Annotated in this window: 16 protein-coding genes, 2 tRNA genes and 1 pseudogene; 15 read left to right on the top strand and 4 right to left on the bottom strand. The window is 70.8% G+C overall.

Annotated elements, in window-relative coordinates:
* The first annotated feature begins 43 nt into the window (after positions 1–43).
* From ACZ5Y0_RS01985 to ACZ5Y0_RS01975, 3 genes are all read left to right on the top strand, one after another.
* Entirely contained in the window at positions 44–1330 is a 1287-nt protein-coding gene (locus tag ACZ5Y0_RS01985; protein ID WP_469126699.1) for a glutamate-5-semialdehyde dehydrogenase, read from the top strand.
* 106 nt (positions 1331–1436) lie between these two features.
* Entirely contained in the window at positions 1437–2015 is a 579-nt protein-coding gene (locus ACZ5Y0_RS01980; RefSeq protein ID WP_469126698.1) for an SCO2584 family spore wall biosynthesis protein, read from the top strand.
* Positions 2016–2103: 88 nt separating this feature from the next.
* Positions 2104–3177, top strand: a complete 1074-nt coding sequence (locus tag ACZ5Y0_RS01975; protein WP_469126697.1) for an SCO2583 family membrane protein — start codon at positions 2104–2106, stop codon at positions 3175–3177.
* A gap of 82 nt (positions 3178–3259) precedes the next feature.
* On the opposite strand, the gene ACZ5Y0_RS01970 is transcribed toward ACZ5Y0_RS01975, so the two are convergent.
* A complete protein-coding gene (locus ACZ5Y0_RS01970) occupies positions 3260–4354 on the bottom strand; it encodes a M48 family metallopeptidase (RefSeq protein WP_469126696.1) in 1095 nt (364 codons plus the stop codon).
* Positions 4355–4494: 140 nt separating this feature from the next.
* On the opposite strand from ACZ5Y0_RS01970, the gene ACZ5Y0_RS01965 reads away from it, so the two are divergent.
* The 7 genes from ACZ5Y0_RS01965 (at position 4495) to ACZ5Y0_RS01935 (ending at position 9002) form a co-directional block, all read left to right on the top strand.
* Positions 4495–4656 carry a hypothetical protein gene (locus ACZ5Y0_RS01965; protein ID WP_469126695.1) on the top strand — a complete coding sequence of 54 codons (162 nt, stop codon included), beginning with the start codon at positions 4495–4497 and terminating at the stop codon, positions 4654–4656.
* Between the two features lie 155 nt (positions 4657–4811).
* On the top strand, positions 4812–4976 hold the full coding sequence (locus ACZ5Y0_RS01960) for a hypothetical protein (RefSeq protein WP_469126694.1): 165 nt from the start codon (positions 4812–4814) through the stop codon (positions 4974–4976).
* A gap of 79 nt (positions 4977–5055) precedes the next feature.
* The gene (gene nadD, locus ACZ5Y0_RS01955) at positions 5056–5694 is read left to right on the top strand and encodes a nicotinate-nucleotide adenylyltransferase (protein ID WP_469126693.1); all 639 of its coding nucleotides are present in this window, start codon (positions 5056–5058) and stop codon (positions 5692–5694) included.
* 16 nt (positions 5695–5710) lie between these two features.
* The gene (locus ACZ5Y0_RS01950; RefSeq protein WP_469126692.1) at positions 5711–7573 is read left to right on the top strand and encodes an LCP family protein; all 1863 of its coding nucleotides are present in this window, start codon (positions 5711–5713) and stop codon (positions 7571–7573) included.
* A 130-nt stretch (positions 7574–7703) separates the two neighbouring features.
* On the top strand, positions 7704–8147 hold the full coding sequence (gene rsfS / locus ACZ5Y0_RS01945; RefSeq protein WP_469126691.1) for a ribosome silencing factor: 444 nt from the start codon (positions 7704–7706) through the stop codon (positions 8145–8147).
* The gene (locus ACZ5Y0_RS01940) at positions 8147–8830 is read left to right on the top strand and encodes a histidine phosphatase family protein (protein ID WP_469126690.1); all 684 of its coding nucleotides are present in this window, start codon (positions 8147–8149) and stop codon (positions 8828–8830) included. The genes rsfS and ACZ5Y0_RS01940 overlap by 1 nt, the downstream gene beginning before the upstream one ends.
* A gap of 99 nt (positions 8831–8929) precedes the next feature.
* Positions 8930–9002: transfer RNA gene (locus ACZ5Y0_RS01935), tRNA-Ala, on the top strand.
* A 70-nt stretch (positions 9003–9072) separates the two neighbouring features.
* Here the strand turns inward: ACZ5Y0_RS01935 and ACZ5Y0_RS01930 are convergent.
* Positions 9073–9931: pseudogene (locus ACZ5Y0_RS01930) on the bottom strand (helix-turn-helix transcriptional regulator).
* Positions 9932–10025: 94 nt separating this feature from the next.
* Here ACZ5Y0_RS01930 and ACZ5Y0_RS01925 point away from each other — a divergent pair.
* The 4 genes from ACZ5Y0_RS01925 to ACZ5Y0_RS01910 all read left to right on the top strand — a co-directional run bounded on the left by ACZ5Y0_RS01925 (position 10026) and on the right by ACZ5Y0_RS01910 (position 12157).
* On the top strand, positions 10026–11498 hold the full coding sequence (locus ACZ5Y0_RS01925) for an MFS transporter (RefSeq protein WP_469126689.1): 1473 nt from the start codon (positions 10026–10028) through the stop codon (positions 11496–11498).
* Between the two features lie 69 nt (positions 11499–11567).
* Positions 11568–11741 carry a hypothetical protein gene (locus tag ACZ5Y0_RS01920; RefSeq protein ID WP_469126688.1) on the top strand — a complete coding sequence of 58 codons (174 nt, stop codon included), beginning with the start codon at positions 11568–11570 and terminating at the stop codon, positions 11739–11741.
* A gap of 3 nt (positions 11742–11744) precedes the next feature.
* Positions 11745–11978 (top strand): hypothetical protein, encoded by a 234-nt coding sequence (locus ACZ5Y0_RS01915; protein WP_003976229.1) that lies wholly within the window; start codon positions 11745–11747, stop codon positions 11976–11978.
* Between the two features lie 106 nt (positions 11979–12084).
* A tRNA-Ala gene (locus ACZ5Y0_RS01910) sits at positions 12085–12157 on the top strand.
* Positions 12158–12285: 128 nt separating this feature from the next.
* On the opposite strand, the gene ACZ5Y0_RS01905 is transcribed toward ACZ5Y0_RS01910, so the two are convergent.
* A complete protein-coding gene (locus ACZ5Y0_RS01905) occupies positions 12286–13896 on the bottom strand; it encodes an NADH-ubiquinone oxidoreductase-F iron-sulfur binding region domain-containing protein (protein WP_469126687.1) in 1611 nt (536 codons plus the stop codon).
* Positions 13893–15185 (bottom strand): cytochrome b/b6 domain-containing protein, encoded by a 1293-nt coding sequence (locus tag ACZ5Y0_RS01900; RefSeq protein WP_469126686.1) that lies wholly within the window; start codon positions 15183–15185, stop codon positions 13893–13895. The genes ACZ5Y0_RS01905 and ACZ5Y0_RS01900 overlap by 4 nt, the downstream gene beginning before the upstream one ends.
* A 413-nt stretch (positions 15186–15598) precedes the next feature.
* Between ACZ5Y0_RS01900 and leuS the strand changes: the two genes are divergently transcribed.
* Complete coding sequence (gene leuS, locus ACZ5Y0_RS01895; protein WP_469126685.1) at positions 15599–18475, top strand: leucine--tRNA ligase; 2877 nt, start codon at positions 15599–15601, stop codon at positions 18473–18475.
* The last annotated feature ends 81 nt before the right edge of the window (positions 18476–18556 follow it).

Here is an 18556-nt window from a genome sequence, read left to right as displayed (position 1 = left end):
AACGAGCCGTGAAAGCGCCCCCGCGGCGCACTACCCTTCACATATGACCACGCTCTCTCCGTACGACGCCCTCTCGCCGGTCACCCAGGCCGCCTACCGCGCCAAGGCGGCCGCCGCCGACCTCGCGCCGCTGCCCCGGGCCGCCAAGGACGACGCGCTGCTCGCCATCGCGGACGCGCTGGAGGTCCGTACGAGCGAGATCGTCGAGGCCAACGCCAAGGACATCGCCAAGGCCCGAGCGGCCGGCACCAGCGAGGCGATCGTCGACCGGCTCACCCTCACCCCGGAGCGGGTGCGGGCCATCGCCTCCGACGTGCGGGACGTCGTCGCCCTGCCCGATCCCGTCGGCGAGGTCGTGCGCGGCTCCACTCTGCCCAACGGCATCGACCTGCGTCAGGTCCGCGTCCCGCTCGGCGTGGTCGGCATCATCTACGAGGCCCGCCCGAACGTGACCGTCGACGCCGCCGCCCTGTGCCTGAAGTCCGGCAACGCGGTGCTGCTGCGCGGCTCCGGCTCCGCCTACGAGTCCAACAGCGCTCTCGTCCGGGTGATCCGCGACGCCGTCGGCGGCGCCGGGCTGCCCGCCGACGCCGTCCAGCTCGTGCCGGGGGAGAGCCGGGAGAGCGTGCGCGAACTGATGCGTGCCCGCGGTCTCGTCGACGTGCTGATCCCGCGCGGCGGTGCCTCGCTGATCCGGACGGTCGTCTCGGAGTCCACCGTTCCGGTCATCGAGACCGGTACCGGCAACTGCCACGTCTACGTCGACGCCCAGGCCGACCTCGACATGGCGGTCGAGATTTTGATCAACTCCAAGGCCCACCGGGTCAGCGTCTGCAACGCCGCCGAGACCCTCCTGGTCCACCAGGACATCGCCCCCGAGTTCGTGCCCCGCGCCCTCGACGCCCTCGCGGACGCCGGGGTCACCGTCCACGCCGACGAGCGCGTCCTGGCCTACGCCAAGGGATCCAGGGCGACCGTCGTCGAGGCCACCCCGGAGGACTGGGAGACCGAGTACCTCTCCTACGACATCGCCGCCGCCGTCGTCGACTCGCTCGACAGGGCCGTCGAGCACATCCGGCTGTGGACCTCCGGCCACACCGAGGCCATCGTGACCACCTCGCAGCAGGCCGCCCGCCGCTTCACCCAGTTGGTCGACTCCACCACGGTCGCCGTGAACGCCTCCACCCGCTTCACCGACGGCGGTCAGTTCGGCTTCGGCGCGGAGATCGGCATCTCCACCCAGAAGCTGCACGCCCGCGGCCCCATGGGCCTGCCGGAGCTGACCAGCACCAAGTACATCGTCACCGGCGACGGTCACGTACGGCGCTGACGGGAAGGGCGGCCCCCGCCCGCCAGGGGCGGGCGGGGTGTCTCGACAGGCGGATGAATTTCCGTACCGTGTGCCCAAAATGACCCCCCAGGTCTACTCTGGAGGCGTGCCGGAGGACGTGGGGGGCATGCCGTTCCCTGACGGCTGGGAGCCCGACGACGACCACGACCGCGGGGTGTCGGACGAAGAGTTCGCCTCCGTGGTCTTCGACGAGGCCTTCGTGCAGGCCGCACCGGTGCACGAGCCGACCGCCGTGGAACGCCTCCTGGCCGCCGCCCAGGCGAGAGCCGAGGCCTCCGAGGCGGAAGCACGCCGCGCCCGGGGCGACCGCTACGACGATCTGTTCCACCCCGGCGGATTCGGCCATGATCCGGACCACGACGATCCGGACGGCCTCGGTGATCCCGACGACCCCGACCCCTGGGACCGCCGACACGGCAATTTCGGGCCGTACGGCAAGCAGGTCCGCTGGCACCGGCCGGTCGCCTGGATGCTCGCCGTGGTCATGGGCGTCGGCATGGTCGTTCTGGCCTTCGCGGCGGTCTACCGGGGCGCCTCCTCGGGAAGTCGCGACCAGCCCCCGTCGCCCGCGTCGACCGGGCTGGAACACGGTGCCGGGCAGGTTCCGGCGGCCCCCACCGACCAGTCCCGGCCACCCGTCGCGGCCGTCCCACGCACGCCCTGAGGGAGCGCCGCCGAGCGGGTGAGAACCTGTCAGAACTTGTCGCGCAGCGGGGCGTTTATCCGGGCTTCCCGCGACCTACCCTGAAGGTATGGGCGGGCCCGGACAGCCACCGGAGGGGGCACCCGAGGGAACTCCCGGTGGCGGCGAGGACGAGTACCGATCCGTCGTCTTCGACGAATCGTTCGTGCGCGCTGCCCGCCTCCAGGAGTACTCAGCCGAGGAGCGCATCGCCGACCACGCTCCCGCCGTACGCCGCCGCCCGCCCCCGCGCCGCACGACCCTCTCCCGCCAGGCCTTCGCCCTGGTCCTGCTGATCGCCCTCGCCTTCGGCACCGCGATCTACATGGGTGTCCGCCACCCCTATCAGCCCCCGGCCCCGCGCCGCGCCGTCGAGCCCCTGCGGATGACGGTCATCCCGCTCGCCCCGCAGGGCGCCGTGCCCGGCACCACCGACCCCGCCCACCTGTTCGCGCACAGCCCCGCCGCGCAGTACCGCGTCGGCGCCGAGGGCATCCCGCTGCCGCCCTTCCGGCGGACCGCGCACTTCTCCGACAGCCAGGTCGTCACCGCCCTGACCACCGCCAAGGACTACATCGTGCGCTCCTCGTTCTTCCCGGAGGTGCTCACCGGGCAGCAGGTCAGGCCCGTACGGATGCTGCTCGACCCCGATCAGCTCGACCAGTTCGACGAGAGCTTCACCCACCCGGCCGCCGACGGACGGCACGCGCCCACCGGATGGCTCGTGCGCTTCGACCCGGCCAGGGCCGAACTCGCCGACCGCGGGATCCGCGTCCAGGGCACCCTCCGGGCCGCCGAAGCCGACGCCTCCACCCTCGAGGTCAGCGCCGACCACACCTTCGTGTACGCCCTGCGGCCGGCCGGAGCCGGCGCGAAGGCCCCGGTCTCGCTCTTCACCGTCCGCCGCGAGCTCCAGTTCCGCTTCGACCGCGAGGACCTGCGGCTGCGCCAGACCCAGCTGATCGTCTCCTACGTCCAGGCCGGCCCGCTGTCCTGCGGCGAGGACTCCACGAACCACCTGCGCCCCCTGCTGGCCGGCCAGACCGCCGGGAACGACGGCCCGGCCGGCACCGACCCCTACGCGACAGGCGGCGCGACGCCGGTCTGCGGATCACTGGCCGAGAGCGCACAGCCCAGGGTGTGAGCGATGGGGCGGTACGGCAGGGGTGTGACCGACATGTTGGGATCGGCGAGGCGGTCGTGCCCCGCCGGGCGGCGGTGTGCCGTCAGTCCTCGTCGCGCGGGGGCCCGTCCGTCGGGCGGCCCTGCGATGGTGCGGCGGCGGTGAAGCCGTCGAAGCCTCGGCGCACCCGGCCGCCCAGGTTGCCCGCCCCGCCCGCGATGTCGGTGACCAGCCGCATCAGCGGGTCCTTGGAACTCTTCACGTGGTCGGCGTAGTGCGACGCCGACTCGCGCAGGGAGTCGGTCACGGAGGTGTCCTTGTCCTCGGCGCGCCGAGGGTAGTGGCCGTCAAGGATCCGCTGGTAGTCGCGGGACTCCGCCCACTTCTTCAGCTCGGCGGCGCGCACGGTCGTGAAGGGGTGCGAGCGGGGCAGCACGTTGAGGATCTTCAGCACGGAGTCACGCAGGTCACCGCCGGCCTCGTACTCCTCGGCCTGCTTCAGGAACGCGTCCACGTTCATCTCGTGCAGGTGGTTGCCGCCAGCGATCTTCATCAGGCCGCGCATCGAGGCCTTCAGGTCCTGCCCGACCAGCAGGCCGGCCCGGTCGGCGGACAGCTCCGACTTGCGGAACCATTCACGCAGCGCGGTCACGATCGCCATGATCGCCAGGTTGCCCAGCGGGATCCAGGCGACCCTGAGGGCGAGGGTCGTCAGGAACAGCAGGATCGTGCGGTACACGGAGTGCCCGGACAGGGCGTGGCCCACCTCGTGGCCGACGACCGCCCGCATCTCCTCCTCGTCGAGCAGTTCGACGAGGCCCGTCGTGACCACGATGATCGGCTCGTCCAGTCCGATGCACATCGCGTTGGGCTGCGGATCCTGGGTGACGTACATCGCCGGGACCTTCTCCAGGTCCAGGATGTAGCAGGCGTCCCGCAACATGTCGTTGAGGTGGGTGAACTGCTGGTCCGAGACGCGGACCGAGTCGGACAGGAAGAGCAGGCGCAGACTCCGCTCGGGCAGCAGCCCGCTGAGCGCCTTGAAGACCGTGTCGAAACCGCTCAGCTTGCGCAGCGCCACCAGGGCGGAGCGATCGGCCGGGTGCTCGTACGCACGCGAGGAGATCCCGGGGAAGCGCCTGCGCTGCCTGCTCGGCACGTTCTCGTGACCGTTGTGCTCGTGGCCGTCGTCGGACATCCATCCCCCAAGTGCGTGTGTATGGCCCTTGTATGTGTGGTCCTTTGCGGACCTTTGTGCAGCCCTTTGCGCCCCCGAAGCAGGGCCCACCCTAGGCGGAGTTACGGTGGACGGGCACTACACCGAAGGAGTCCCGCGCCATGGACCACACCCCCGCAGCAGCCTGGATCGCGCAGGCCACCGGCGCCGCGCAGCAGCAAGGTTCGGGGAACCTGCTCCGGGTCGTACTGATCGTGATGGTGCTGGGTTGTGTGGCGACAGCCTGGTTCCTGTTGCGGGGCTACAAGCGGAAAGACGACTGAGCCACCGGGAAGGTTCCCTCTCGCTTCGCCAACGGCGGAGTCGGCGTGTGGCGCGGTGAGGTGCCCCCTTACGATGGGCCGACATCTTTTCCGCCTTCCCCCACACTCGAACTCGCTCGAGCGGGGGGACTTCCATCGGATAGGTCCTGCCGAAGATGAGCTTGCACAGCGCAGCCGCCCAGTTGGTCACCCTCGCCGCCGAGGGCGAGGAACACGGTGGCAACCACGAGAGCCTGAGCCCCCTGGTCACCGGTGGTGCCGCCTTCCTGATCCTGCTCCTCCTGCTGTGGGTCACCACGCTCTTCAACCGCGACCGCTGAGGCCCGCCGTGTTCATAGCCGGGCACTCCGGGCATCGGCCGATCGGTGCCCTCGGGACGGGCCGGTAGGGTCTGCACGCATGGGAGAGCAGGACATGCCTACCGGTCCGTCGAACGGCCCGTCGAACCCGGGCAAGCGTCGCCTCGGCGTCATGGGCGGAACGTTCGATCCGATCCACCACGGGCACCTCGTGGCGGCCAGTGAGGTCGCCGCGCAGTTCCACCTGGACGAGGTCGTGTTCGTCCCGACCGGCGAGCCGTGGCAGAAGAGCCACCGCAGAGTCTCCCTGGCCGAGGACCGCTACCTGATGACGGTCATCGCGACCGCCGAGAACCCGCAGTTCTCGGTCAGCCGCATCGACATCGACCGGGGCGGCCCCACCTACACCGTGGACACCCTGCGCGACCTGAGGTCCCTCAATCCCGACACCGACCTCTTCTTCATCACGGGGGCGGACGCCCTGGGCCAGATCCTGACCTGGCGGGACAGCGCGGAACTGTTCTCCCTCGCCCATTTCATCGGAGTCACCCGGCCCGGCCACAACCTGGCCGACCCCGGCCTCCCCGAGGGCGGTGTCTCCCTCGTCGAGGTCCCCGCACTGGCCATCTCCTCCACGGACTGCCGCGCGAGAGTCGCCAAGGGCGACCCCGTCTGGTATCTGGTGCCGGACGGAGTCGTGCGCTACATCGACAAGCGCGAGCTGTACCGCGGCGAGTGAGCCGAGAGGGGCACCGGTGAACGACCGATACGACGCGGACCACGAAGAGACCCCGTACGAAGTCGTCGGCTATGACGAGTACGGGCGGCCGGTGTACGGCCAGGTCCCGCCCCAGCAGGCCTACGACCCGTACGGGCAGCAGCAGGGGTACGGCTACGACCCGTACGCCCAGGGCGGACAGCAACAACCCGCCTACCCGCCGTACGACTCCGGTCAGCTACCGGCCACGCCTGCCCACGACCCGTACGACTCCGGTCAGCAGCCGGCCACGCCTGCCCACGACCCGTACGACACGGGTCAGCAGTCGGCGGCGCCCGCCTACCCGCCGTACGACTCCGGTCAGCTACCGACGACGCCTGCCCACGACCCGTACGACTCCGGTCAGCAGTCGGCCACGCCCGCCTACGACCCTTACGGCACCGGTACGCGCGGGCAGCAGGGGGCCGGGGCCGCGGCCCCGTACGACCCCTACGGGCAGACCGCCACCAGTGGGCGGCAACCACGTGTCGCCGAGCAGACCCCCTACATCCCGCAGCAGGCCGGACCGGCGGGGGCCGAGGAGGACGGGGACGCCTCCTCCGAGCGAGACCAAAGGGCTTACCACACCGAGCAGTTCGCGTTCGTCGAGGACCCCGACGGGGATTCCGAGGACGTCATCGACTGGCTGAACTTCACCGAGAACCGCACCGAGCGCCGGGAGGAGGCCAAGCGCCGCGCCCGCAGCCGCATGGTCGCCCTGGTCGTGGTCCTCGCGCTGACCGCCGTCGGTGGAGTGGGCTACCTCTGGTACGCAGGGAAACTGCCCGGACTGTCGTCGTCCGACGACTCGGGGACCGGCACCACGGCCGCGCCCGCCGCCCAGAAGCGCGACGTGATCGTGGTCCACCTGCACGACACCGCCAGGGGCGGCACCTCCACGGCCCTGCTCGTCGACAACACCACCACCGAGCAGGGCACCACCGTCCTGCTGCCCAACTCGCTCGTCGTCACCACCGACGACGGCACCACCACCACCCTCGCCAAATCCGTCGACGGCGACGGCTCCGCCGGCACACGCGAGTCACTGGACACCGTCCTCGGCACCGAGATCCAGGGCACCTGGCGGCTGGACACCCCGTATCTCCAGAACCTCGTCGACCTCGTCGGCAACATCGAGGTGGACACCGACACCGCCGTGCCCGACCCGGCCGCCGGGAAGAAGGGCCAGGCCCCGCTCGTGAGCAAGGGCGAGGGCCGGACCCTCAGCGGCAAGATGGCCGTCGCCTACGCCACCTACCGTGCCGAGGGCGAGGCCCAGAACGCCCAGCTGGAGCGGTTCGGCCAGGTCATGCAGGCGGTGCTGCGCAAGGTGTCCTCCGATCCGCAGGGCGCCACGGTCACCGTGCAGACCCTGGCGCAGATCCTCGACCCCTCGCTCACCGACAAGGACCTCGGCTCCTTCCTCGCCCACCTCGCAGACCTCGCCAAGGGCGGCGACTACCGGACCGCTCTGCTGCCCGTCCAGGCCGACGGCACGCTCAGTGCCGAAGCCGGTGCGAGTGTGGTCAAGGACGTCCTCGGCGGCACCGCGAAGAGTCCGGACCAGGACGCGGCGGTCAGCGTCTTCGTGCAGAACGCCAGCGGAGCGAAGGCCACCACCGAGGACGCGCGCGTGGTCCTCCTCAACGGCGGCTTCACCTTCCTGGACGGAGGTACGGCGTCGGGCGGCACCGCCTCCGCGTCCAAGGTGCTCTACGCGGACGCCGCCGACAAGGAGAACGCCACCGAGGTCGCCAAGACCCTCGGCCTGCCCGACACCGCCGTGACGAAGGGCACGGTCCCCGCGAACGCCGACGTCACGGTGGTCCTGGGCAAGGACTACGAGCCCGCGTCGTCCTGACCGGGCGCGGAACCGGGGGCCGCGCACAGCAGTGACCCCCGGTCACGCCGGGTCCGGAGTATTCGCGTGGGGTGCCGTCGGCGGCCGTGAGACCCTTGAGGTCAAACGACCGCCGACCGAAAGCCGCGTAGTGACCGCCACAGACCGCTCCATCGAGCTCATCCAGACCGCCGCCCAGGCGGCCGCCGACAAGCTCGCGCACGACATCATCGCCTACGACGTCAGCGACGTGCTGTCGATCACGGACGCCTTCCTGCTGGCCTCCGCTCCCAACGACCGCCAGGTCAAGTCGATCGTCGACGAGATCGAGGAGCGCCTCCAGAAGGAACTCGGCGCCAAGCCGGTCCGCCGGGAGGGCGACCGCGAGGCCCGCTGGGTCCTGCTCGACTACGTCGACATCGTCGTCCACGTCCAGCACAGCGAGGAGCGCGTCTTCTACGCCCTGGAGCGGCTGTGGAAGGACTGCCCCGAGCTGGACCTGCCCGCCGACGCCAAGGCGACCCGAGGCAAGGCCCAGGAGCACGCCCGGCTCCAGGCCGCCCAGGACGCCGCCGAGCCGGACGGTGATTGGTGATGACCGCACCGGGTGCCGAGGCCGCGTCCGCGGCCGGCCGGACGCGGGACCGCGGCCGGCGCGTCATCCTCTGGCGGCACGGCCAGACCTCGTGGAACGTGGAGCGCCGCTTCCAGGGCACCACGGACGTTGCGCTGACCGAGACCGGCGTGGCCCAGGCCCGCCGGTCCGCCCGGCTGCTGGCCTCCCTCAGGCCCGACGCCATCGTCGCCTCCGACCTCCGGCGCGCAGCCGACACGGCCGCCGAGCTGGCCGCGCTCACCGGCCTGGAGGTGACCCACGACGAAGCCCTGCGTGAGACGTACGCGGGCGTCTGGCAGGGACTGACGCACGAGGAGATCGTCGCCCGGTTCGGCGACGAGTACACCGCGTGGAAGCGCGGTGAGCCCGTCCGCCGCGGCGGCGGCGAACTGGAGTCGGAGGTGGCCGACCGTGCCGCCCCGGTCGTGCTGCGGCACGCCGAGAAGCTGCCCGAGGACGGCACCCTCGTCGTCGTCAGCCACGGCGGCACGATCCGCACCACCATCGGCCGCCTGCTCGGCCTGGAGGCGCACAACTGGGAGAGCCTCGGCGGCCTCTCCAACTGCTGCTGGTCCGTCCTCGGCGAGGGCGCCCGCGGCTGGCGGCTCCTCGAGCACAACGCCGGCACCCTGCCGGAGCCGGTCCTCGGCGACGACGACTGACTGCCTCGGGACCCCTGGACCCGGATTTCACTTTCCGGCAGGTCGCAGGCTAAAGTTCTTCTTGTTCGCCCCGCCGAGCGGCAAGCGGGAAGAACGCGGGGGGCTATAGCTCAGTTGGTAGAGCGCCTGCATGGCATGCAGGAGGTCAGGAGTTCAATTCTCCTTAGCTCCACTGGTCGACACTCTGTTGAGTTGTCAAAGATCGGTTTCGAATGATCCCGCCCCTCAGGGGGCGGGATTTTTCATTGCCCGCGCAGCGACTCCACGCGCCGTGCCGTCTCCTCGTCCTCCGGGGTGTAGACCACGATCCGGCACTCCGGCATGCCGTTGACCGACAGCGACAGGGACGTCATCCGCAACTCGCCCACCGCGGGATGCCGGAAGACCTTCACGCGCCGGCCCGGCTCCGCCACGTCGCCGGACTTCCACAGTCGCGCGAACAGCGGGCTCGTCTCCGACAGCGCGCGTATGAAGTCCTCCCAGACGGGCTCCCCGGCGTGCAGCCCGTACGCGGCCCGCAGCGTCCCCACCATCACGGGCAGCTCCGTCTCCCGGAACAGCAGCGGGCAGTCCTCCTCGTCCACCGTGAAGAGCGCCCGCAGCGCGTTGGTCGGTGGTCCGCCCGGCGCCCGTGTCGAGGTCAGGAAGAGGTCCTCGTACACGGCGTCGGCGGCCAGGATGTCGTACCGCGAGTTGTAGACCACCGCGGGCCGGGGCACCAGGGCGTCGATGACGCCCTGGATCTCGGGCCCCACGCTCCGTGCGAGCGCCTCCGGGGTGGGCACGTACGGCACCTCCGCCCTCCGGCGGGTCCAGGCGCAGGGTGCGCGCCACCGCGTCCAGCACCTGGGCGGACGCGTTGATCGGTCGGCCCTGTTCCAGCCAGGTGTACCAGGTGACGCCCACGCCCGACAGCTGGGCGACCTCCTCCCGCCGCAGCCCCGGTGTGCGGCGCCGCAGGCCGGGCGGCATGCCGACGTCGGCCGGTGTCACCCGGGCCCGCCTGCTGCGCAGGAAGACCGCCAGCTCCGGACGGCGTCGCTGTGCGGACCCGGTCCGCGGACCCGCGGCCGTCCTCGTCGCCGTCGTCACGTCCACCATGGTCGAACCCCCGTTCCTCCCCTGCCAGGTGCTGTCGGTACCAGCATCAGCGGGCCCTCGGCACCCGTACCGAAGCCGCGTCAGGCTCGACGGCATGACGACGACCTCACCCCGTACGAGCCCGGACCCCGCGCCCGCTCCAACTCCTGACACCAGTAAAGACCCTGGCACCGACAATCGGTCCCGGCGCCTGCTCGCGGTCGTCCTCGCCGCCCAGTTCATGGCACTGCTGGACGTCTTCATCGTGAACGTCGCGGCCCCCACGATCGGTTCCGACCTGAACGCCTCGGGTGCCGACCTCCAGCTGGTCGTCGCCGGCTACGCCGTCACCTACTCCGTGCTGCTGATCACCAGCGCGCGGCTCGGCGACCGGTTCGGCCACGGGCGGGTCCATCTCGCCGGTCTGGCCCTGTTCACGGCCGCCTCGCTGGCCTGCGGACTGGCGCGGGGGAGCACCGAGCTGATCGTCTTCCGGCTGGTGCAGGGCGCCGGCTCGGCGGTGATGATCCCTCAAGTACTGAGCCTGATCCAGCGCGCCTTCGGCGGCGAGGCCCGGACGCGGGCGCTCGGGGCGTACTCGGCGGTCCTCGCCGTCGGCGCGGCGGCCGGGCAGGTCGTCGGCGGGGTGCTGGTCAGCGCCGACCTGCTGGGCGCCGGCTGGCGGCCGGTGTTCCTCGTGAACGTGCCGGTGGGACTCTTCCTGCTGGCCGTCGGCGGGCGGGTGCTGCCGCGCGGCGCCGGGGCCCGGGCCGAGCGGCCCCGCGACCTGGACGTGCCCGGCCTGGTGTTGCTCGGCGCGGCCGTCTCCCTGGTCACCGTTCCGCTCGTGCTCGGCCAGGAGGAGGACTGGCCGCTGTGGTCCTGGCTCTCGCTGGCCGTCGGCGCGCTCCTGTTCGCCGTGTTCTGCGGCTACGAGTCCCGCCTCGCCCGGCGCGGCGGCGCCCCGCTGATCGCGCCCCGCGTGCTGCGCCATCCCGGCATGGGGCTCGCCGTGCTGCGCATCGGGTCCGTCATGGCGGTCAACGGCGGCTTCCTGTTCGTCCTCACCCTGCACGTCCAGGCGGGCCTCGGCTACAGCGCGCTGCGCGCCGGTCTGACGTTCGCGCCGACCGCGGTCGTCTTCGGCGTGGTCGGTCTGACCTGGCGCAGGTGGCCCGCCGCATGGCAACGGGCGCTCGCCCCGGCCGGGTTCACGCTCACCGCGCTCTCCGTGACCGCGGTGGGCCTCGCCCTCGAGGGCGGTGACCACGGGGGCGCGTGGCTGTACCTCGCGTACGCCGGAGTGGGCGTGGGGCTCGCGCTGGCGTTCAGTCCGACTCTCACCCGGGCCCTGGCCGCCGTACGCCCCGATGACGCGGCGGACGCCAGTGGGCTGCTGGCCACGGTCACGCAGCTCGGGCAGTTGATCGGTGTCGCGGTCTTCGGCGCACTCTTCCTTAACCGGCTTGAGTCACTCGGCGCCCTGGAGGCGTATACCTCTTCGGAAGCGCTTCTCACATGCATGTTCGCGCTCGCCGCGACAGCCGCGCTGGGTGCCGTGTCCGGACTGGTTCTGAGGCGTCGCTGACCGTATCGGCCCGGCCGTGGCAGAATCAAACGGCCGGAAGGGGGCGCGGCCCGACGGGAGGGAGTTGCGATGCCTGCGAGCATCCTCGGAGAGGGCGGTCACCTCTCCGAAGCAGCGGCGGCACGGGGAACGGCCACCCGGCTCAGCTGCCCTTCCTGCGGTTCCGCCTTCGTGGCCCAGGTCCTCGGTGACAACGGCGGGATCTCCTACGTGTGCACGGCCTGCGGCCACAGCTGGAGCTGATCGATGGGTGCCCACAGGCGAAAGTGCGACTGGTGCGGCAGTGGCACCCCGATCGTCCGCGACATGGAGCCGGTCAACCCCGACTACCAGTACTGGTGCGAGGAATGCGCGCGGGCGCTGATCATAAAAGGCGACCCGATCGAGACGTACCGCGAACTCGAGGGCGAGCCGATCTACGGCCGGCTCCTCGAGGAGCACTGCACGCTCAAGCGGTTCTACTCCTTCGTCACCGCCTGAAGCGGCATTCCGGGCGAAACGGACGGGTCGGAATCGATTTGGTGGTGCACCCCCTGGACCGTGTAATGTTGGCGTCGCCGCCAGGGAAACCAGGCGGACAGGGCGAGGGGCTATAGCTCAGTTGGTAGAGCGCCTGCATGGCATGCAGGAGGTCAGGAGTTCAATTCTCCTTAGCTCCACAACAGATCCCGCCGGATCGAGAGATCCGGCGGGATCTTTTTCGTGTGCGCACACGCGCGTGCGGCGAGAAGGGGATCGAGGGGCCGCGCGCGCCGTCGGGCGGCCCCCTCCCGGTGTCGTACGGGATTCACCGCCCCAGGGCGCGGCGGCCACGGCCCTGGGAGAGGACCGGAAGGTTGCGGGAGGGCTCCTTCGCGCGCGTGTCCTCCTCGATGCGCAGGGCCAGCGCCGGGCAGCGGCGCACCGCGCGCAGCGCCTTCGCCTCCGCGTAACGCGGCACATTCGCCTGGGCGACCGTCGGGAAGCCGTCCGCGCCGAGCTGGAAGACCTCCGGGAGGATGTCCGCGCACAGGCCGTGGCCGCGGCACAGGGTCCAGTCCACGAAGATCTTCTGACGGCTGTCGCCGCCGTCCTCGGGCGCTCCGCCGGACGAGATGCCCGCCGCGGCCGTGCCGCCCTCGAAGAGCGGCAGAACGCCCTCCACGGGCCGTCCGCAGCCATTGCCGAGGACATGGGCCGCCAGATCGTCCGTGAACGCCTTGATGGTCGACTCCAGGAACATCGCGGAGCCGTCCGGGTGCGAGCAGGCGCCGCGCCGCTTGACGTTCTTGGCGACCTGCTTGAGCGCCTCCAGGGCGGCCGGTCCGCCGCCGTTGATGATGTCCTCCAAGCCGCGCGCGGCGGCCGGCAGACCGAGGTAGCAGGGACCGCACTGCCCCGCGCTCTCCTCGGCCAGCCACTGGGCCACGCGCAGCGACTCGCCCAGCGGGCAGGTGTCCTGGCTGATCGGCAGGATCGCACCGGCGCCGAGCGCGCCGCCCACCGCGTCCAGCGAGTTGCGCGAGACGACCGCCTCGTTGACCGTCGCCGCGTCGATCCACTTGCCGTGGTACCCGCCGGTCAGCACACCCTGCGGGACCGGCGGGGCGCCGGCCAGCTGGAGGACGTAGCGCAGCGGGACGCCCGTGGGGACCTCTATCACCATCGGGCGGGCGACCGCGCCGGAGACCGTCAGCATGACGGTGCCGGGCTCGTCGTACAGGCCCGTGTTGCCGTAACGCTCCGGGCCGATGCGGGCGCCGATGGCCAGCTGGGCGAACGTCTCGGCGTTGGAGAGCAGGGTCGGAGCGCCACCGACGCCGTTCTGCGAGGCGCTGACCTTGCGGCCGGGCGGGATCGCCGGGCCGCCGTCGATGGAGCGGACCACGGACGCGGCCGCGCCGGTGACCATGCGGATCGGGTTGCGCTGGACGAACGCCTTCAGCGCCGAACGCCGGCCGTTGCTGAGGCCGCGCTCGGCCAGCGCGGCCTCCATGGACCGCTGGGTCGACTCACGGGTGACCGCCACCACCAGCGTGCGCGCACCCAGCGCCTCCGCGACCAGCAGCGCGCCGTCCAGGATGAGGTGCGGGGCGCGGTTGATCAGGACCGTGTCCTTGCGGCAGGCCGGTTCGTCCTCGCTGCCGTTGACGACGACGACCGGCCGGACACCCCGCTTGATCGCCGCGTCGGCGACCGAGCGCAGCTTCTTGTGGAAGGGGAAGCCCGCGCCGCCGCGGCCTTTGAGGTTGATCCGTTCGGAGAGCTGCGCGAGCTTCTCTCCGCCCATGGGTTCAAGCGGCCCGTGCACCTTCAGGTGCATGGGCAGATCGAGTCTCTCGACAAGGTCGAAGCCCGACGTGAGCTGCGGAAGGCCGACCACGCGGACTTCCGGGACGTCGGGCAGGGCCTCGTTCACCTATAGCCTCCGGAAGGCGTGTTCCAAGGTTCGCCCGAACCCGGCGCGTCGAAGGACGCTCCGGGGGATGGTTCATCGGCGGGACCGCTGTTGTACGTGTCGTTCGGGTTGTACGCGCCGTACCGGGTGTTTGTCTCACCGGTGTCGTACACGTCACTCCCGCCGTACCCGCCCGTGCCCGGATTGCCGTAGACCGGGATGTTGAATCCCGTGTCCTGGAGCGGGTCGTAGACCGACTGCGGCGCCTCGCCCACCGGCGGCGGCGACGGGATCGGCCAGCTGCCGGAGGTGCTGCCGCCGCCGTCCACGCGCGGGACGGCCTCGGTGGCCTGCATGTCGAACGACAGGTCCATGCGCGCGGTCTGGTCGGCCGCGAACGACTGCTCCGCGCGCGGGGGCGTCGAGACGGCGCGGTAGGCGGCCGCGAAGCCGTTCGCGGGCTCGGGCGCGGGCGTGTCGAACAGGAGCGACGACGGCGGCGCCATGCGCCCGGAACCCGCCGTTCCCGCACCCCCGCCGGGGCGGCTCTCGTAGCCCGGCAGGGACTGGGACTGGGCCATCCGGGCCCGGCTCGCGTCCAGTGCGTCGCGGCCGGCCGGTTCGTCGGTGCCCAGGACCGCGGCGATGCGGTCGGCGACCTTGCGCTTGAACGGTCGCGGTGCGGAGCGCAGCGCGAGGACGCCCATGACGCCCAGCAGGCACAGGCTGTAGAGGATGGTGAAGATCGGTTTGGCCGCGCGACCCGCGTAGAGTCCGTGGATCAGCGCGGCGCACCACGCCGGATAGGCCAGCATGTGCATGGCCCGCCAGCGGGCGGCCACCGGGGCCGGGGAGGCGAACCGGCTGCGCAGCGCGCCGGTGACGCCCACGAAGATCATCAGGAGTCCGGCCAGCGAGCCGAGGCCGATCAGGCCGGCGGTTCCGGTGACGCCGAGCGAGAACGGGATGATCGCCGCGATGAACTGGGTGTGGTCCAGCGCGATCTTCGTGGTGATGTGCAGCAGCAGGAACGCGATCGAGGCGACCGCCGTCGTCCGGTGCACGGCCTGGCCGATGAGCCGCTGGCGCGTGTTGAGGAAGACCCGGTCCTGGGCGACCAGACCCCAGATCACGGAGCAGCTGAGCGAGACGAGGGACAACACGCCCGCGCCGAAGTTCAGGAATTCGCGGAACTGGTCACCTCCGACCAGCACGACCACGGGTATGAGAAGCAGGACGACAGCGGACGCCACCCCATAGGCCGACCGGCCGGGCTGGGGGAGCGAGCTGTTACTACGACGAGGGTTCATGGGGGCAACTCCGAGCAGTTCGGGAAAGCGGTCCCGATGCCGAACTCTAAGTGGGCGCCATACCGATGGGTACGAGGTTTGAGTTATTGCGTTGTTATCAAAGGACAATGTGGCCGCGGCGATGTCCCTTAGTGGCTGTTACGCGAAGTAATCCCTGACCTTGGTCCAGTGGTGGCGTGGGTGCGAACGTGTCGACCAGGCATACGCAAGCGCGTCGCGGCTTGCTCAAGGCCTGCGGTACCCTGATGCCATGCGTGCCGTACGCCTTCTGCTTAGCGAGCCGCGCTGATCAGTCCCGAACGCCGGAGAACCGGACGGTTCGGAATCGGCGCGGCGTCCCCTCCTGTGCGAGGGGATTTTTCGTTTCCTGAGTGGCAGCCGCTGGCAGAGACGATCGATGGAGCTTTGAGGACATGAGCGAGACGAACCCCGCTGCCACCGCCGAGGTGGCCGCGCCGCACCGGTACACGGCCGCCATGGCAGCCGACATCGAGGCACGCTGGCAGGATGTCTGGGACGCCGAGGGCACGTACGCGGCGCCGAACCCCACGGGCGACCTGGCGGGCGACCCCGCGGTCGTCGCCCGGCCCAAGAAGTTCATCATGGACATGTTCCCGTACCCCTCCGGTGCGGGCCTGCACGTGGGCCACCCGCTGGGCTACATCGCCACCGACGTCTTCGCCCGTTACCAGCGGATGACCGGCCACAACGTCCTGCACACCCTCGGCTTCGACGCCTTCGGCCTGCCCGCCGAACAGCACGCCGTGCAGACCGGCGAGCACCCCCGGATCACCACCGAGGCCGCCATCAACAACATGAAGTCCCAGCTGCGCCGACTGGGTCTGGGCCACGACAAGCGCCGGTCGTTCGCCACGATCGAACCGGACTACTACAAGTGGACCCAGTGGATCTTCCTCCAGATCTTCAACTCCTGGTACGACGACGAGGCGAAGAAGGCCCGCCCGATCGCCGAACTGGTCGCCCGCTTCGAGTCCGGTGAGCGAAGCCTGCCCGGCGACCGTTCCTGGAACGAGCTGAGCGACGTGGAGCGCGCCGACGTCCTGAGCGACTACCGCCTGGCCTACGCCTCCGACGCGCCCGTCAACTGGTGCCCCGGCCTGGGCACCGTGCTGGCCAACGAGGAGGTCACCGCCGACGGCCGCTCCGAGCGCGGCAACTACCCCGTCTTCAAGGCCAAGCTGCGCCAGTGGAACATGCGCATCACCGCCTACGCCGACCGGCTGCTCGACGACCTGGACGCGCTGGACTGGCCCGAGGCCATCAAGCTCCAGCAGCGCAACTGGATCGGCCGCTCCGAGGGCGCGCGCGTCGACTTCCCGATCGACGGCGAGCGCATCACCGTCTTCACCACGCGCCCCGACACCCTGTTCGGCGCGACCTACATGGTGCTGGCGCCCGAGCACCCGCTGGTCGAGAAGTTCACCCCGGATGTCTGGCCCGAGGGCACGCACGACGTGTGGACCGGCGGCCACGCGACCCCGACCGAGGCCGTCGCCGCGTACCGCGCGCAGGCCGCCGCCAAGTCCGACGTCGAGCGCCAGGCCGAGGCCAAGGACAAGACCGGAGTCTTCATCGGCGCGTACGCGACCAATCCGGTCAACGGCGAGCGGATCCCCGTCTTCATCGCCGACTACGTCCTGATGGGCTACGGCACCGGCGCGATCATGGCCGTCCCGGCCGGCGACCAGCGCGACTTCGAGTTCGCCCGCGCCTTCGAGCTGCCCGTCCAGTGCATCGTCGAGCCGACCGACGGCCGGGGCACCGACACCTCGACGTGGGAGAACGCCTTCGCCTCCTACGACGCGAAGATCATCAACTCGTCGAACGAGCAGATCTCACTGGACGGCCTGGGCGTCGCCGAGGCCAAGGAGCGCATCACCGAGTGGCTGGAGCGGTCCCGCCTCGGCGCGGGCACCGTCAACTTCCGCCTGCGCGACTGGCTGTTCAGCCGTCAGCGCTACTGGGGCGAGCCGTTCCCGATCGTCTACGACGAGGACGGCATCGCCCACGCGCTGCCCGAGTCGATGCTGCCGCTGGAGCTGCCCGAGGTCGAGGACTACTCGCCGCGCACCTTCGACCCGGACGACGCCGACACCCAGCCCGAGACGCCGCTGTCGCGCAACGAGGACTGGGTCGACGTCACCCTGGACCTGGGCGACGGCCGCGGTCCTCGCAAGTACCGCCGCGAGACCAACACCATGCCCAACTGGGCCGGTTCCTGCTGGTACGAACTGCGCTACCTGGATCCGCACAACTCCGAGAAGCTGGTCGACCCCGAGATCGAGCAGTACTGGATGGGCCCGCGCGCCGGGCAGCCGCACGGCGGAGTCGACCTGTACGTCGGTGGCGCCGAGCACGCCGTGCTGCACCTGCTGTACGCGCGCTTCTGGTCCAAGGTCCTGTTCGACCTGGGGCACGTCTCCTCCGCGGAGCCGTTCCACAGGCTGTTCAACCAGGGCATGATCCAGGCGTACGTCTACCGCGACAGCCGCGGCATCGCCGTACCGGCCGTCGAGGTGGAGGAGCGCGACGGCGCGTACTACCACCAGGGCGAGAAGGTCTCCCGGCTGCTGGGCAAGATGGGCAAGTCCCTGAAGAACGCGGTCACTCCGGAGGCGATCTGCGCCGAGTACGGCGCCGACACCCTGCGCCTGTACGAGATGGCGATGGGCCCGCTGGACGTCTCGCGGCCGTGGGACACGCGCGCGGTGGTGGGCCAGTTCCGGCTGCTCCAGCGGCTGTGGCGCAACGTCGTGGACGAGGCCACCGGTGAGGTCACCGTCGTCGACTCCGAGCCGGACGAGGACACCCTGCGTGCCCTGCACAAGGCCATCGACGGCGTGCGCCAGGACCTGGAGGGCATGCGCTTCAACACCGCCATCGCCAAGGTCACCGAGCTGAACAACCACCTGACCAAGACGGGCCGCCCCCTGTCACGCACCGTCGCCGAGCCCCTGGTGCTGCTGGTCGCGCCGCTGGCCCCGCACATCGCCGAGGAGCTGTGGCGCAAGCTGGGCCACACCGACTCCGTCGTCCACCGGGACTTCCCGGTGGCCGATCCGGCGTACGTCGTGGACGAGACCGTGACCTGCGTGGTCCAGATCAAGGGCAAGGTCAAGGCGCGCCTGGAGGTGTCGCCGGCCATCTCCGACGAGGAGCTGGAGAAGGTGGCCCTGGCCGACGAGAACGTCGTCAGCGCACTGGGCGGCGCCGGGATCCGCAAGGTGATCGTGCGAGCGCCGAAGCTGGTCAACATCGTGCCGGCCTGATGGAGGCGTGTACGGCTGAGGTCGGTGCCGTGCGGGTCGCGGGTGCGTGCGGCTGAGGTCCGTGCGCGCGGGGGATCGGGG

Source organism: Streptomyces sp. NPDC033216 (genome assembly GCF_055577115.1).
This window is presented reverse-complemented; position numbering and strand designations above follow the sequence as displayed.

Bases quoted from the DNA above. Each gene is read 5' to 3' on its own strand.
- ACZ5Y0_RS01985 (WP_469126699.1), top strand. From the start codon at position 44: ATGACCACGCTCTCTCCGTACGACGCCCTCTCGCCGGTCACCCAGGCC.
- ACZ5Y0_RS01975 (WP_469126697.1), top strand. From the start codon at position 2,104: ATGGGCGGGCCCGGACAGCCACCGGAGGGGGCACCCGAGGGAACTCCC.
- ACZ5Y0_RS01970 (WP_469126696.1), bottom strand. From the start codon at position 4,354: ATGTCCGACGACGGCCACGAGCACAACGGTCACGAGAACGTGCCGAGC.
- ACZ5Y0_RS01965 (WP_469126695.1), top strand. From the start codon at position 4,495: ATGGACCACACCCCCGCAGCAGCCTGGATCGCGCAGGCCACCGGCGCC.
- ACZ5Y0_RS01960 (WP_469126694.1), top strand. From the start codon at position 4,812: ATGAGCTTGCACAGCGCAGCCGCCCAGTTGGTCACCCTCGCCGCCGAG.
- nadD (WP_469126693.1), top strand. From the start codon at position 5,056: ATGGGAGAGCAGGACATGCCTACCGGTCCGTCGAACGGCCCGTCGAAC.
- ACZ5Y0_RS01940 (WP_469126690.1), top strand. From the start codon at position 8,147: ATGACCGCACCGGGTGCCGAGGCCGCGTCCGCGGCCGGCCGGACGCGG.
- ACZ5Y0_RS01925 (WP_469126689.1), top strand. From the start codon at position 10,026: ATGACGACGACCTCACCCCGTACGAGCCCGGACCCCGCGCCCGCTCCA.
- ACZ5Y0_RS01920 (WP_469126688.1), top strand. From the start codon at position 11,568: ATGCCTGCGAGCATCCTCGGAGAGGGCGGTCACCTCTCCGAAGCAGCG.
- ACZ5Y0_RS01915 (WP_003976229.1), top strand. From the start codon at position 11,745: ATGGGTGCCCACAGGCGAAAGTGCGACTGGTGCGGCAGTGGCACCCCG.
- ACZ5Y0_RS01900 (WP_469126686.1), bottom strand. From the start codon at position 15,185: ATGAACCCTCGTCGTAGTAACAGCTCGCTCCCCCAGCCCGGCCGGTCG.
- leuS (WP_469126685.1), top strand. From the start codon at position 15,599: ATGAGCGAGACGAACCCCGCTGCCACCGCCGAGGTGGCCGCGCCGCAC.